The following is a 12,820-nucleotide window of genomic DNA, read 5'->3' on the forward strand; positions in this document are numbered from 1 at the left end:
TTTTAGACAGTATCTCGCTCAATTAAATGGAATGAAAGCTCTTTTGCGTTCCCGACAATTTGCTCGTTCTGAATCTGTTTATGGAATAAAGAAAAAGCATGTGAGCCCATTGCGAGACCAGGATGCTCAATAGTTGAAATTTCTAACGCCTTTGAAATTTCATGATTATCAAATCCAAGGATAGCAAGGTCTTCAGGAACGCGAATGCCATGTTTTCGCGCCTCTGTTAATAAACCAGCAGCTACTTGATCGTTCGCTGTGAAAATAGCGGTTGGACAATTTTTCATGTTTAAAATACGATGAAGTATTTTTGCCCCGTCCTGCATCGTATAACATTGATGAAAAATCCAATCAGGGTGTACTGTTTTTCCTTCGTGACGAAGAGTATCGGCGAAAGCTTTTTCACGCTCGATTGAATTAACACTTGTTTTTCTTGCTAAACAAATGCCGATTTTTTCATGACCTTTACTGAGTAAATAGGAAGTACCAAGGCGGAATCCTTCGTAATGATCTACATAGACAGATGAAATGAGGGGATGGTTCATTTTTTCACATGAAATAATAGGCGCAAATTTTGCGAACGGTTCAATTTGTTCCCATGAACTCGTGCGAGAGCAAATAATCATCCCGTCAAATTGTTTCATTTTCATCATTTCAAGAACGCGAATTTCTTCAATACTATCGTAATTCGTTTGGCATAAATTAATATGATATCCAGCTGCTAACGCTTCGTTTCCGATTCCTTCAATGATCGTGCTAAAGTACGGAAGATTAATAAAAGGTAGCATAACCCCGATTGTATACGTTTTTCCCTTTATTAAATGGATAGCATTTATATTTTTTGCATAGTTCAATTCTTCAACTGCATCTAAAACACGCTTACGCTTTTCTTCTTTTACGTAAGGATGATTATTAAGAACACGAGAAACAGTTGATATAGATACACCAGCAGTTTTTGCAATTTGTTTTATATTGGCCATATGTATCACCTCTTTACTTAATTATAAGGGGAAAATAATAAGAATGAAAAAAATCTTGACCTGAAAAGCTTTTCACAATCTATGTTATAAGCATGACTTCTGTTATTCGCGTAACCTTTTTATTTGGGCGTAAGAATAGCGAGGTCTTTTTTGTATGTCTGCAAAGAATTTTTGTCAAAATGTGTGAGAATAACGTGGAAAGTTTTTGGAGGAGGCGTTTGATAACGAAGAGAATAGAAGAGAGTATAAACGCTTCGCTCGTTAAGAGAGCGGTATGAAAGGGCGGAAACAAATTGAAAAAAGGAATCATTTGTTTCGTGTTTTCTAGTGTAATTCTTAGCTCATGTTCATTTCAGCAAACGATGCAAGAAGAGAAAACATTTGTAGGAACAACAGGAGGGGCTAAGGACCGTGTTACTGATCCGATTCCCCTAAAGGAACTTCCAAAATATTTTCCGGCAAAGTTTAAAGTTCCAACGTTTTTACCTTATGACATTACGAGTGATGTGAAGGGAGAGGTAAGAACGATGGGAAAGAAGAATGCTGTCTTAACGATTAAATATAAGCAACAAGAGAAAGGAAGGCACGATTATATAGAATTAACAGTGGCCAACTTTTCTTACAGTTTTCCATACCTCGTAGAAGAGAATCGATTTCAAGAACAAATGAAATTGAATAATGGAGCACCTGCTTATTTTAAAAATAAGGATGATTACGAGCGAGGGGACGAATTTGCTACGCTTATATGGAAAGAGAAGGGGATGGAATATCAGCTATTATATCGTAATGTAGATGAGAAAGCTGAAGATGTGATTAAACAAAATCTGCTGTACATTGCGAACAATATGGAATGAAAAAACTAGCTGTATCGTGCAGCTAGTTTTTTGTATATTATTTCTTTTTAATTTTTCCTGACCAAGATTTAAATCCACCTTTTAATTGGTAGAAATCTGTGTAGCCTTGTTTTTTTAAGTATTGAGCTGCACGACCTGTACGGAATCCGCTTTGGCAATATAAATAAACCGGTTGATCTTGGCGGAGTTCTTTGTGGCGAAGGCGAATTTGTGATAATGGAATGTTACGCGCACCTAAAATATGTCCCGCGTTAAATTCATCCGCTTCGCGAATATCGATAAGCTGTGCTTTACGGTAGCCAGCGCGAAATTCATCTTCTGAAAGTGTTTTAATTAATTTTTTCTGATAGAAATACATCCATACAGTGTAGCCGATGAATGCTGCAATTGCGGCTAGTATAATAATCAAGTTTGTTGACACGATTCTATCGCTCCCTTTTTTCTTATCCTACTTTCAATATTATAATGCCCATATGTATTTATGCAACAGATTCATTTGTATATAAGAAGAAATTTCGTATTCTTTCACAAATTTTGTCGAATTTGGTAGACTAGAGAATGTGAAAAATAATTGGTTATATGAGGTGTAGGATGGGAAAAGAAAAATGGTGTTATATTAACTCTGGTCAATGTTCACCAGCATTTAATATGGCGTTAGATGAATGTTTATTAAATTGGCAAAGTGCAAAGAAAATGTCACCAACAATTCGTTTTTATGAATGGGAAGTACCAACATTAACAGTCGGGTATTTCCAGCGTGTTGAAAAAGATATAAATATGGATGTAGTTAACGAAAAGAAATATGGATTCGTTCGTCGTCAAACAGGCGGCAGGGGTGTACTACATGACAAAGAATTAACGTACAGTGTTATTGTGTCTGAAGATCATCCGAATATGCCAAAAACAGTTACAGAAGCATACCGAATTATTTCGCAAGGCTTATTGGACGGTTTTAAGGCATTAGGATTAGAAGCGTATTATGCAGTTCCGAAAACAGAAGCGGATCGTGAGAATTTAAAAAATCCGCGTTCAGGAGTATGTTTTGATGCACCATCTTGGTATGAAATTGTAGTTGAAGGAAGAAAAATCGCGGGTAGTGCTCAAACACGTCAAAAAGGTGTTATATTACAACACGGTTCTATTCCGTTAGAAATAGATTTAGATGAGTTATACGACCTATTTTTATTCCCAAATGAGCGAGTAAAAGAGCGTATGAAAAACATGTTTTCTTCTAAAGCGGTAGCGATTAATGAATTAACAGACCGTACATTTACGATTGAACAGTTAATTAAAGCGTTTGAAACTGGATTTGAAAAAGGTTTAGATATAGAGCTTGTGCCGTATGAACTAACAGAAGAACAGCTTCATGAAGTTCAAACTTTAGCAAAAGAGAAGTATGAAAGTAATGAATGGAATTATAAAAAATAAGGAGATGGCGACCGCCATCTCCTTATTTTTATAGTAAATTAAGTACTTTTTCTACTTTGATTCCTTTATCTTGTAAAGAACGAAGGCGATTTACAACGTCCATAATTTCTTTGTCGAATGTAACGCTAATACCTTGGCTTTGTAGTTCTTTTTTTAATCCTTCAATAGAATCATCTATGTCGATGCCAAGCTCGTAATCTTGACAAACTTCAATTGTCTTTTTCACAAGTTTAACATAATTTTCTTGTAGTTTTGTATTTGTTTCAGTCAAAGCAGGTTGCTTCGGTTTTGTAGGAGTAACCGGTGCTGTCTCTTGCTTTGTAACTGGAGTAGGTACTGCTTTTTTCACAGGTGCTGGAGTAGATAGTTCTATAGCTGCTTCAACACTTACTGACTTCGGCGTTGGTACCGGAGTAGGTTTAGGTGCAGCAGGTGTTTCTACTCGCGTAATAGGCTTTGGAGCAGGTGTAACTGCTTTTGGAGCTTCTACAACTACTTCTTTTTTCGGAGTAGCTTCTACAACTGTTTCTTCTTGCTCAGCAGCTTCTTTATTTTCTTTGCTCCACATAACGCGTTCAACTTCTAGAGAAACATTATTTTTGTTCATCGCTGTTAATGTAACTTTACCAACCTCAGCGTTCCCAGTGAAATCAACAATTTTATAAATAACACTCTTGTTCCAATCCACGTTTCCGCTCAAAAATAATTCTTCGTTACATTTTGGCGTTAAGCCCTCGATTTTAATTTCTGCGTTTACACCGTTTTCACTATATACCATAATTAGCGAAGCATTTACATCTTCGTCTGCTAACATTAGTTCACGTACCATTTTGCCGGTGCGTACTTGCGTTTTCTTCTTAACTGACATCAAATTTCTCCTCTCAAAAATTCAATAATAATAAAAAAATCGTATAACGAAAAATAATTGCTCACGAAGATTTATGATACCGATAATAAAAGCATCACGTCAACAATTAACTTTAATTATTTTGCATTTTTCTTATTTTCTTTATGAAATTTTTCAATTTGTAAAATTAGACAGAAGAAAAACAGCCGTTTGAAAGGCTGTTAAAATTTAGATGTTTTATATAAAAATTTGTACAGAATATAAAAAGAAAGTGTAACAAGAGCACCTTGCCAAATAGACAAATTATAAAATAAGTATGGTTGTGTTTTAAAAAATACGTTTGAAAAAACTGATAAGATAAAAGGTATAAACGCTGATAATAAGAGGAGTGCTTTTTGTTTCCAGGAAACCAGTATTGTAAAAGAAAAACGTCTAAATAACGAAAAAGTTATGAAAGCACCGATTGTTAAAACGATAGCAGATAATATTGTTCCGGGAATACTAAATGGAATTCCTAAGTGATTTGTATCTGTAAATAGTTTTTGCATAAGAGTAGTAAATGTATCGTATCCAATTTGAATAGCTAACAATAAACTAACTGCAAACCCAATAACGGCGGCTTGTTGGAAAAGATTTTGATGTTCTGAAGAATTAATTAATTCATCACAGTAAGCTTTTAAATCTTCTCCGAAAATATCATGAGCATTTTTATCATCTTCTTGTGCTTCTAAAAGATGATCTAATATTTCTAATAGCAGTTCTTCCATTTGCTTTTGCGGAACGCTAGTAAAGCGTAAATAAATAAGCATATCACCATAAGCAGCTTCGTTTTCAGGTGTTAATAATTTTCTTTTATCATTGTTTAACTTAACCATTTCTTTTTCGGTCATAACCTCGTTACTCCTTTTTAAATTCTAAGTATTCTTTTTTGAAGAAAAGTTTATATAGTGCATAGCAAGAGATGGCAAGTAAAGCGCCAATCCAAGGTGAAATTTGCAAAGTAGTATAGGGCTTTTTTATAAATAAAAAGGAAATACCGATTAATAGTATCCATAGGCTATGGCGTATTAAAAAACTTCCTATATGCCTCCAAATAGTTGTTGTGTTTTTAAATAAATCAGTGTTAATAAAATCGAAAATAAAACGTATCATAAGATGTACCGACAAGATAAATGCGAGCAGATAAATGAAATCAATGTGTACAAATTTAAAACGTGCTTCATTTGAAAATAAGGGAAATACCAATGCAATTACGGAAGAAATAGCAAAGTATATTGCTAACAGGTAACTAGTTATAAATAAAGGAATCGATAATTGTTCCCATAAACTTTGCTTCGGTAGAGCAGCAATTAGCTCGTCACAGTACGCCTGTAAGTCGTCGCCAAAAATATCATAAGTACTTTTTTCTTCTTGCTGGGCTTCAATAAGGTGATCTAGAATTTCAATTAGCAGTTCTTCTGCTTGGTACTCTGGCACTTTAGCTAGGCGGATGTATATTAACATGTCACTATAGGTGGTTTCATTTTCTGCATTTAATAATTTACGCTTTTGATTATTTAATTCGATTAAATCTTTCGCCTTCATCCCTATCACTCCCCTTGTAATAAGTTGTTTACCGTCGTTGAAACCATTCCCCAACTTTTTTTAAATTCTTCAAGTTGTTCTAATCCCTTATCAGTTACGTGATAATATTTTCGCTTCGGTCCCAGAGAGGAAGCCTTTAATGTACCTTCAATAAGTTTCTCTTTTTGCATGCGTAACAATAAAGGATAGATGCTTCCTTCACTTACGAATGTAAAGCCGTGTTTATTTAATTTTGTACTTAGTTCATATCCGTACACTTCTTCTTGTGAAATGATATATAGAATGCAACCTTCTAGTACACCTTTTAACATTTGGCTGTGCATGATTTCACCACCTTTTATCCAGGTAACTTGCGTTGCAAGGTAGCTGTTATCCAAATTATAACATTCAGTAACTTGCAACGCAAGTTACTGAAGTGGAAAACTTTAATCTGTGTTAATTTTTTTGTGCTTCCCATACTAACGAGAGGAGGGAAGCACATGAAACCATTTATACCAAAACTCGTTTACTTTGAACCGAGGGCACTCGAATATCCGCTTGGAAAAGAGCTTTATGAGAAGTTTACGAAGATGGGATTAGAAATTCGTGAAACGACATCACACAATCAAATTAGAAATTTTCCAGGGGAAAATGAATTGCAAAAGTATCGTAATGCAAAAGCAACACTTGTCGTTGGGGTGAGGAAGACGTTAAAGTTCGATACATCAAAACCTTCAGCTGAATATGCAATTCCGCTTGCAACAGGGTGTATGGGACATTGTCATTATTGTTATTTGCAAACGACACTTGGGAGTAAACCTTACGTAAGGGTGTATGTGAATCTAGATGAAATCTTTGAGAAGGCAAAGCAATATATGGATGAAAGGGCCCCTGAAATAACAAGATTTGAAGCGGCGTGTACATCAGACATCGTTGGAATTGATCATTTGACACATGCATTAAAGCGGGCGATAGAGTTTATCGGAGAAAGTGAACATGGACGTTTACGTTTCGTTACGAAATATTCGCATGTTGATCATTTATTAGATGCAAAGCATAATGGGAAAACGCGTTTTCGATTTAGTATTAATTCACGTTATGTTATTAAAAACTTTGAACCAGGGACATCGCCATTTGAAGAGCGAATTGAGGCTGCTCGTAAAGTAGCGGGGGCTAATTATCCTCTTGGCTTTATTGTTGCGCCAATTTATATGCATGAAGGGTGGGAAGAAGGGTACCGTGAATTGTTTGAACGATTGTACAATGCGTTAAAAGACATGACGATACCAAATTTAACGTTCGAATTAATTCAACATCGTTTTACGAAACCAGCCAAAAAAGTCATTCAAGAACGTTATCCGAATACGAAACTTGAAATGGATGAAGAGAAGCGGAAATATAAATGGGGACGATACGGTATTGGGAAATATGTATATCAAAAGGATGATGTGGAAGTATTAGAAGAAACAATACGAGGTTATATATATGAGTATTTTCCAGATGCAGAAATTCAATATTTTACATAAGGGGAATCTAGATTCTTTTTTTGTTTTATATATTTAGGCTCGTTTCCACCTTGTCACGTTATTCTTTCTGGTGTATCATTTTATTGATTGCTTCGTACGGAATAAGCAAAATGAAATTGGATGGAGGAAACCGATGCCTACCCCTAGTATGGAAGATTATATTGAACAAATTTATTTGTTGATTGATGAAAAGGGTTATGCCCGTGTATCTGATATTGCTGAAGCGCTTAGTGTACATCCATCCTCTGTAACAAAAATGGTACAAAAATTAGACAAAGACGAATATCTAATTTATGAAAAATATAGAGGGCTTGTATTAACATCAAAAGGTAAAAAAATCGGTGAACGTCTCGTATATCGTCATGAATTGTTAGAACAGTTTATGCGCATTATCGGTGTGGATGAAAGCAAAATTTATAATGATGTAGAAGGAATTGAACATCATTTAAGTTGGGAATCAATTGACCGTATCGGTGATTTAGTACAATACTTTGAACAAGATGAAGTTCGAGTAAAAACACTTCGTGGTGTTCAAAAAGCAAATGAAGAGAAAAGTAATTAAGGGGAACGTGTGGCGTTTCCTTTTTTATTTCAATCGAAAAGGACGGGAGAATAATGAAAGCAATTATTTTTGATTTTGATGGATTAATTGTGGACACAGAAACAATATGGTTTCACTCTTTCAGAGATGCTGTTCGTGAATACGGTGGCGAGTTACCTTTAGAGGAATTTGCAAAATGTATTGGAACGACAGATGAAGTGCTTTATGCATATTTAAAAGAGCAATTAAAAGAAAAATTTAACGAGCATGCATTAAAGGGAAAAGTAACAACTTTACATAAAGAGAAAATGAAAATACCAAAAGCGCGTGGCGGGGTAAAAGAATATTTAGAAGAAGCGAAAGAACTTGGATTGAAAATCGCATTAGCCTCTAGTTCATCTAGGGAGTGGGTCGTTCGTTTTTTAGAAGAGCTACAAATTAGAGATTATTTTGAAGTGATTAAAACGCGAGAAGATGTAGAGAAGGTAAAACCAGATCCAGCTCTTTATAAAGTTACGATAGAAGAATTAGGAATTGAACCATCAGAAGCTGTTGTGTTTGAAGATTCATTAAATGGATTGAAAGCAGCGGTGGCAGCAGGATTAAAGTGTGTCGTCGTACCTAATGATGTGACAAGAAATTTGCAATTTGAAAACCATCACCTTCGTATCGAAAGTATGGAAGAGAAAAGTTTGAAAGAAGTGCTTCAACATATAAAGTGAAACTTTAATCAGTAGGGTTTTTCGCATCTTCCACTGATTATTAGCCCCGCACCAACCGGGATAAAAAAAGACCGTATTTCCTAAAAGGAAGCACGGTCTTTCTTTTTGTTTTTTTTACCTTCAATGACAGTTAAATGAGATTGTTTTCTTTTTCTTTTCAACGATGGAGAATTACCCTTTTTCCCCTTGTCATCAGAAGCATTTCGTTTCAAGAAAGAATTACTTAGGGGTGCTACATTTTGTTTCCCGTGTTTGCGGTTCGATTGTTTCGCTGCACGCTTATATGAGCTTTGCGAATTTGCAGAACCACTAGAGTTTGTAAACATTTTGTAGAGTAAGTAAAAGATACCGACGACAGCTAACATGATACCAATGTTTTTCAATACTTCCATTGGATTTGTAATAACAGATGAAACAAGGCCGAATATTGCCAATCCGATAATAAGCACAAATATAGCGAATGTAAACGAACGACCGTTCATAAGGGACACCTCCTAAAAACATATATTAAAATTAGTATATTAACGATGAGGAAAGGAGTTGAACACCATTTTTAAATAATTATTGTTTGTTTTCTAAACGTAATAATTCTTCAAACGATGCGATTGCAACTTCCGCTTGATCATCTGTTGGTTCTTTCGTTGTTAATAGTTGCAGCCATAATCCTGGATATCCAAGTACTCGTAAAACAGGGACATCTCGTAATCGATTGGTAAATTGTAATACTTCAAAAGAAATACCGAGAACAACTGGAATTAATAAAATTCGGTTTACTACCCTTGCCCAAAGCGGATCTGTAGGGACGAGGAAATAGACAAACATTCCAATAATGACTGTAAATATAATAAAGCTACTGCCACAGCGATAATGGAGGCGAGTTTGCTTTTGAACATTTTCTACAGTCAGTGGAAGATTATTCTCATAAGCATTGATTACTTTATGTTCCGCACCGTGGTACTGAAATACCCGCTTAATAAGTGGGGTTAAAGAAATGAAGTATATATAGCTCAATAATAGCATGAGCTTAATGACACTTTCGACGATGATTTGCCCTGTATGAGATGGGAAAATCGGTCTCGTTAATTCAGCTAAAAGTGCAGGAACTGCTGTGAAAATTACTTTACCGAATATGAACGATAAAACGCCAACTGCTGCAACTCCTAATACCATCGTTAATTTTGATTGTTCTTCTTTTTTATTTGCAAGTTGTTCATCTTCTTCTGGGTGGACATCAAATCGTTCTGAAGCAAAGTTTAAATGTTTCGCTCCATTCGCACTTGCATCCACAATAGCGGCAATACCTCGTAAAAATGGAATTTTCTTTAGTAGAGACAATGCTTTATTACGAACGCGTGGTAAACGATAAAATTCAATCGATTTATCTTTACGACGAACCGCTGTAACAGTATATTCTCTACCGCCAAACATAACTCCTTCTATGACTGCCTGCCCGCCATATATTTGTTTTGACTCTTCTGCCATGTTAACACCAACCTGTATTTGTTTCTCTCTTATGTAGAAAAAGAGGCAATTGTCATACTTGGTTTTGTCATCTTGAAATAAGACAATCACCGAGTTTCCTTTATTTTATCGACAAATACAGGCAGATGACAAGGGAAAATGTTACGAGAGTCGGACATTTCTTATTCTTTTTATAGACAAATTTTGCAGGATTTAAACATGCCTCAAAATAGTTTCGGGCATACTAGTGAGCGGAGGTGTCAATGTGAATCAAGAACAATCAACAATAAGAAACTTTGTACAAATTGGTTTATTTGGTGGCTTATTTTGGGGAGGTATATGGTATTTCCTTCATATATTCTCATTTACAGAAGCTGGACCTAACTATTTACTTTTACCGTTTGCATTTGGAGATTGGAAAGAAGGGGTTTGGGGAAATGTAGTAGGTATCGTTTGTATGGGACTTCTTTCAATTTTAGTGGCATTTCTCTATAAAGCCCTTTTTAAAAAGTTTGAAGGAGTATTCCCTGGCGTACTATACGGTTTGTTTTGGTGGGCATTATTATTTTTGGGGATGGGGCTAATGGCACCTGTTATTAAAAGTGCACTCCATTTACCGAAAGAAACAATTGTAACGACAGTATGTATCTTTATATTATATGGTGTTTTTATTTCGTATTCTGTAGCATTCGAATCGAATAATACAAATAGAGGAGAAGGGAGCGAGAAGACAAACTATTCAAATAAGTGATTCCTATGTTAAAATGTCGTATAGACATTCTTTAATATTAAGGAGTTTTAAGAAAATGAAAAAGTTACTCCTCGTAAACGGTCCGAACCTAAATCGCCTTGGCGTTAGGGAAGTAAATGTATACGGAAAAGGAACGTTAGCGACGCTTGAAACAGATATGAAACAAGAAGCAGAGAAAATGGGAGTGGAGTTAGAATGTTTCCAATCGAATCATGAAGGTGCTATTATCGATCGTCTTCATGAGGCTGAAGATATATATGAAGGGATCATTTTAAATCCTGGAGCATTTACGCATTATAGCTATGCGATTCGAGATGCAATTGCGAGCATTTCGATTCCTGTTATTGAAGTACATATTTCTAACATTCACCAGCGTGAATCGTTCCGTCACGAATCTGTGACGGCGGCTGTTTGTGCGGGACAAATTGTTGGATTTGGTTTTTATGGCTATAAGTTAGCGTTATTTGCATTAATGGAGAAATTGAGGGAGGCATAAAGTAATGGAAAAGATCGAGAGATTAAGAAGTGCGTTTGATGAGGCTGGTATTGACGGTATCGTATTAACGAATGAACATAGCCGTAGATATATGGCGAATTTCACGGGAACAGCTGGTGTTGTACTAATTTCAAAAGAGCGTGCTCTATTTATTACAGATTTCCGTTATGTAGAGCAAGCTAGTAAGCAAGCGGTTGGATACGAAATAGTGCAGCATCCAGGATTAATTCTTGATGAAGTTGCGAAACAAGTTAAAGAACTTGGAATTCAAAAGCTAGGCTTTGAGCAAGATACTCTTACATATAGCTCTTACGTAACGCATAATGAAGCGATCGAAGCTGAATTCATCCCAACTTCTGGGCTTGTAGAAAAGTTACGCTTGATAAAGACTGATTCAGAGATTAAGATATTAAAGGAAGCTGCACAGATTGCAGATGCTGCCTTTGAGCATATTCTATCATTCATTCGCCCGGGAGTATCTGAAATTGAAGTGTCAAATGAACTTGAATTTTTCATGAGAAAACAAGGAGCAACATCTTCTTCGTTTGATATTATCGTTGCTTCAGGTCTTCGTTCGGCATTACCGCACGGCGTGGCATCTGAAAAAGTGATAGAAAAAGGAGATTTCGTTACATTAGACTTCGGCGCTTATTACAAAGGATATTGCTCTGATATTACTCGTACGATTGCAGTCGGTGAACCATCTGATAAATTAAAAGAAATTTATAATATCGTTTTAGAAGCTCAACTACGTGGTGTGAACGGTATTAAAGCTGGTTTAACGGGTCGTGAGGCTGATGCATTAACGCGTGATTACATAACGGAAAAAGGATATGGTGAATACTTCGGACACTCTACTGGTCATGGAATCGGTCTTGAAATCCATGAAGCACCAGGTTTAGCGTTCCGTTCTGATACAGTACTTGAGCCAGGTATGGCTGTAACAGTAGAACCAGGTATTTATATTCCAGGTGTTGGCGGGGTACGTATTGAAGATGATATCATTGTAACAAGTGAAGGTAATGAAGTAATAACGAAATCACCAAAAGAACTTATTATTTTGTAATACACAGGAGGATTTTTTTACATGATTTCAGTAAACGATTTTCGTACAGGTTTAACAATTTCAGTGGACAATGCCCTTTGGCAAGTAATGGATTTCCAACACGTAAAGCCAGGTAAAGGTGCTGCATTCGTTCGCTCTAAACTACGTAACCTTCGCACAGGATCTGTTCAAGAGAAAACATTCCGTGCAGGTGAAAAAGTAGAAAAAGCACACATCGAAAACCGTCGTATGCAATACTTATACGCGAGCGGTGAGTCTCACGTATTTATGGATAACGAAACTTATGAGCAAATCGAACTTGGTGAAAACCAAATCGAGCGCGAATTGAAATTCTTAAAAGAAAACATGGGAGTATCTATTATGACATACCAAGATGAAGTACTTGGTGTTGAACTTCCGAACACAGTTGAATTAACAGTGTCAGAAACAGAGCCTGGTATTAAAGGTGACACAGCTTCTAACGTAACAAAACCAGCTAAATTAGAAACTGGTCTTGTTGTACAAGTACCAATCTTCATTAACGAAGGCGAAATGCTTATCATCAACACTGGTGAAGGTAAATACGTTTCTCGTGCATAGTAGAAA

17 protein-coding genes are annotated in these 12,820 nt (G+C 36.0%); 9 read left to right on the forward strand and 8 right to left on the reverse strand.

Annotation, left to right across the window (positions count from 1 at the left end; translation table 11 throughout):
* Positions 1-2: 2 nt before the first annotated feature.
* Positions 3-980: a LacI family DNA-binding transcriptional regulator gene (locus MR155_RS01625; RefSeq protein ID WP_219303525.1), complete on the reverse strand. Its 978-nt coding sequence runs from the start codon at positions 978-980 to the stop codon at positions 3-5.
* 317 nt (positions 981-1,297) lie between these two features.
* Between MR155_RS01625 and MR155_RS01630 the strand changes: the two genes are divergently transcribed.
* Positions 1,298-1,834: a DNA polymerase III subunit delta gene (locus tag MR155_RS01630; protein ID WP_242308250.1), complete on the forward strand. Its 537-nt coding sequence runs from the start codon at positions 1,298-1,300 to the stop codon at positions 1,832-1,834.
* Positions 1,835-1,871: 37 nt separating this feature from the next.
* Here the strand turns inward: MR155_RS01630 and MR155_RS01635 are convergent, their stop codons facing one another.
* A complete protein-coding gene (locus MR155_RS01635; RefSeq protein WP_002015038.1) occupies positions 1,872-2,255 on the reverse strand; it encodes a rhodanese-like domain-containing protein in 384 nt (127 codons plus the stop codon).
* 170 nt (positions 2,256-2,425) lie between these two features.
* Here MR155_RS01635 and MR155_RS01640 point away from each other — a divergent pair, with 170 nt between their 5' ends.
* Positions 2,426-3,262 carry a lipoate--protein ligase family protein gene (locus MR155_RS01640; RefSeq protein ID WP_002015039.1) on the forward strand — a complete coding sequence of 279 codons (837 nt, stop codon included), beginning with the start codon at positions 2,426-2,428 and terminating at the stop codon, positions 3,260-3,262.
* Positions 3,263-3,290: 28 nt separating this feature from the next.
* Here MR155_RS01640 and MR155_RS01645 read toward each other — a convergent pair whose 3' ends face one another.
* From MR155_RS01645 to MR155_RS01660, 4 genes are all read right to left on the reverse strand, one after another.
* Positions 3,291-4,130 (reverse strand): hypothetical protein, encoded by an 840-nt coding sequence (locus tag MR155_RS01645; protein WP_002138306.1) that lies wholly within the window; start codon positions 4,128-4,130, stop codon positions 3,291-3,293.
* A gap of 200 nt (positions 4,131-4,330) precedes the next feature.
* On the reverse strand, positions 4,331-4,999 hold the full coding sequence (locus tag MR155_RS01650; protein ID WP_219303524.1) for a DUF1048 domain-containing protein: 669 nt from the start codon (positions 4,997-4,999) through the stop codon (positions 4,331-4,333).
* Positions 5,000-5,006: 7 nt separating this feature from the next.
* Positions 5,007-5,693, reverse strand: coding sequence for a DUF1129 domain-containing protein (locus MR155_RS01655; protein WP_113935562.1), 687 nt, complete (start codon positions 5,691-5,693; stop codon positions 5,007-5,009).
* Positions 5,694-5,698: 5 nt separating this feature from the next.
* Positions 5,699-6,016 carry a PadR family transcriptional regulator gene (locus tag MR155_RS01660; protein ID WP_000556081.1) on the reverse strand — a complete coding sequence of 106 codons (318 nt, stop codon included), beginning with the start codon at positions 6,014-6,016 and terminating at the stop codon, positions 5,699-5,701.
* A 156-nt stretch (positions 6,017-6,172) separates the two neighbouring features.
* Here MR155_RS01660 and splB point away from each other — a divergent pair, with 156 nt between their 5' ends.
* The 3 genes from splB to MR155_RS01675 all read left to right on the forward strand — a co-directional run bounded on the left by splB (position 6,173) and on the right by MR155_RS01675 (position 8,461).
* Positions 6,173-7,198 carry a spore photoproduct lyase gene (gene splB, locus MR155_RS01665; RefSeq protein WP_242307698.1) on the forward strand — a complete coding sequence of 342 codons (1,026 nt, stop codon included), beginning with the start codon at positions 6,173-6,175 and terminating at the stop codon, positions 7,196-7,198.
* Between the two features lie 133 nt (positions 7,199-7,331).
* Positions 7,332-7,760 carry a transcriptional regulator MntR gene (gene mntR / locus MR155_RS01670; RefSeq protein ID WP_002143106.1) on the forward strand — a complete coding sequence of 143 codons (429 nt, stop codon included), beginning with the start codon at positions 7,332-7,334 and terminating at the stop codon, positions 7,758-7,760.
* A gap of 53 nt (positions 7,761-7,813) precedes the next feature.
* A complete protein-coding gene (locus MR155_RS01675) occupies positions 7,814-8,461 on the forward strand; it encodes an HAD family hydrolase (RefSeq protein WP_113935561.1) in 648 nt (215 codons plus the stop codon).
* 80 nt (positions 8,462-8,541) lie between these two features.
* On the opposite strand, the gene MR155_RS01680 is transcribed toward MR155_RS01675, so the two are convergent.
* Positions 8,542-8,943 carry an SA1362 family protein gene (locus MR155_RS01680; RefSeq protein WP_002015046.1) on the reverse strand — a complete coding sequence of 134 codons (402 nt, stop codon included), beginning with the start codon at positions 8,941-8,943 and terminating at the stop codon, positions 8,542-8,544.
* Between the two features lie 79 nt (positions 8,944-9,022).
* Positions 9,023-9,943 carry a DUF1385 domain-containing protein gene (locus tag MR155_RS01685; protein ID WP_002015047.1) on the reverse strand — a complete coding sequence of 307 codons (921 nt, stop codon included), beginning with the start codon at positions 9,941-9,943 and terminating at the stop codon, positions 9,023-9,025.
* 244 nt (positions 9,944-10,187) lie between these two features.
* On the opposite strand from MR155_RS01685, the gene MR155_RS01690 reads away from it, so the two are divergent.
* From MR155_RS01690 to efp, 4 genes are read left to right on the forward strand one after another with little or no spacing between them, the layout of a single operon-like run.
* Positions 10,188-10,673, forward strand: coding sequence for a YqhR family membrane protein (locus MR155_RS01690; RefSeq protein WP_113935559.1), 486 nt, complete (start codon positions 10,188-10,190; stop codon positions 10,671-10,673).
* Positions 10,674-10,728: 55 nt separating this feature from the next.
* Positions 10,729-11,169 carry a type II 3-dehydroquinate dehydratase gene (gene aroQ, locus MR155_RS01695; RefSeq protein ID WP_070144825.1) on the forward strand — a complete coding sequence of 147 codons (441 nt, stop codon included), beginning with the start codon at positions 10,729-10,731 and terminating at the stop codon, positions 11,167-11,169.
* Between the two features lie 4 nt (positions 11,170-11,173).
* The gene (gene pepQ / locus MR155_RS01700) at positions 11,174-12,235 is read left to right on the forward strand and encodes a Xaa-Pro dipeptidase (RefSeq protein ID WP_002033991.1); all 1,062 of its coding nucleotides are present in this window, start codon (positions 11,174-11,176) and stop codon (positions 12,233-12,235) included.
* Between the two features lie 21 nt (positions 12,236-12,256).
* Positions 12,257-12,814 carry an elongation factor P gene (gene efp / locus MR155_RS01705; protein WP_002033989.1) on the forward strand — a complete coding sequence of 186 codons (558 nt, stop codon included), beginning with the start codon at positions 12,257-12,259 and terminating at the stop codon, positions 12,812-12,814.
* The last annotated feature ends 6 nt before the right edge of the window (positions 12,815-12,820 follow it).

The organism is Bacillus cereus group sp. BfR-BA-01331, from assembly GCF_022663915.1.
Classification (GTDB): domain Bacteria; phylum Bacillota; class Bacilli; order Bacillales; family Bacillaceae_G; genus Bacillus_A; species Bacillus_A mycoides.

What these genes read in the sequence shown, in the direction of transcription:
- mntR (WP_002143106.1), top strand. Translation starts at nt 7,332, where the DNA reads ATGCCTACCCCTAGTATGGAAGATTATATTGAACAAATTTATTTGTTG.
- splB (WP_242307698.1), top strand. Translation starts at nt 6,173, where the DNA reads ATGAAACCATTTATACCAAAACTCGTTTACTTTGAACCGAGGGCACTC.
- MR155_RS01685 (WP_002015047.1), bottom strand. Translation starts at nt 9,943, where the DNA reads ATGGCAGAAGAGTCAAAACAAATATATGGCGGGCAGGCAGTCATAGAA.
- MR155_RS01640 (WP_002015039.1), top strand. Translation starts at nt 2,426, where the DNA reads ATGGGAAAAGAAAAATGGTGTTATATTAACTCTGGTCAATGTTCACCA.
- aroQ (WP_070144825.1), top strand. Translation starts at nt 10,729, where the DNA reads ATGAAAAAGTTACTCCTCGTAAACGGTCCGAACCTAAATCGCCTTGGC.
- MR155_RS01655 (WP_113935562.1), bottom strand. Translation starts at nt 5,693, where the DNA reads ATGAAGGCGAAAGATTTAATCGAATTAAATAATCAAAAGCGTAAATTA.
- efp (WP_002033989.1), top strand. Translation starts at nt 12,257, where the DNA reads ATGATTTCAGTAAACGATTTTCGTACAGGTTTAACAATTTCAGTGGAC.
- MR155_RS01625 (WP_219303525.1), bottom strand. Translation starts at nt 980, where the DNA reads ATGGCCAATATAAAACAAATTGCAAAAACTGCTGGTGTATCTATATCA.
- MR155_RS01650 (WP_219303524.1), bottom strand. Translation starts at nt 4,999, where the DNA reads ATGACCGAAAAAGAAATGGTTAAGTTAAACAATGATAAAAGAAAATTA.
- MR155_RS01645 (WP_002138306.1), bottom strand. Translation starts at nt 4,130, where the DNA reads ATGTCAGTTAAGAAGAAAACGCAAGTACGCACCGGCAAAATGGTACGT.
- pepQ (WP_002033991.1), top strand. Translation starts at nt 11,174, where the DNA reads ATGGAAAAGATCGAGAGATTAAGAAGTGCGTTTGATGAGGCTGGTATT.
- MR155_RS01675 (WP_113935561.1), top strand. Translation starts at nt 7,814, where the DNA reads ATGAAAGCAATTATTTTTGATTTTGATGGATTAATTGTGGACACAGAA.
- MR155_RS01660 (WP_000556081.1), bottom strand. Translation starts at nt 6,016, where the DNA reads ATGCACAGCCAAATGTTAAAAGGTGTACTAGAAGGTTGCATTCTATAT.
- MR155_RS01680 (WP_002015046.1), bottom strand. Translation starts at nt 8,943, where the DNA reads ATGAACGGTCGTTCGTTTACATTCGCTATATTTGTGCTTATTATCGGA.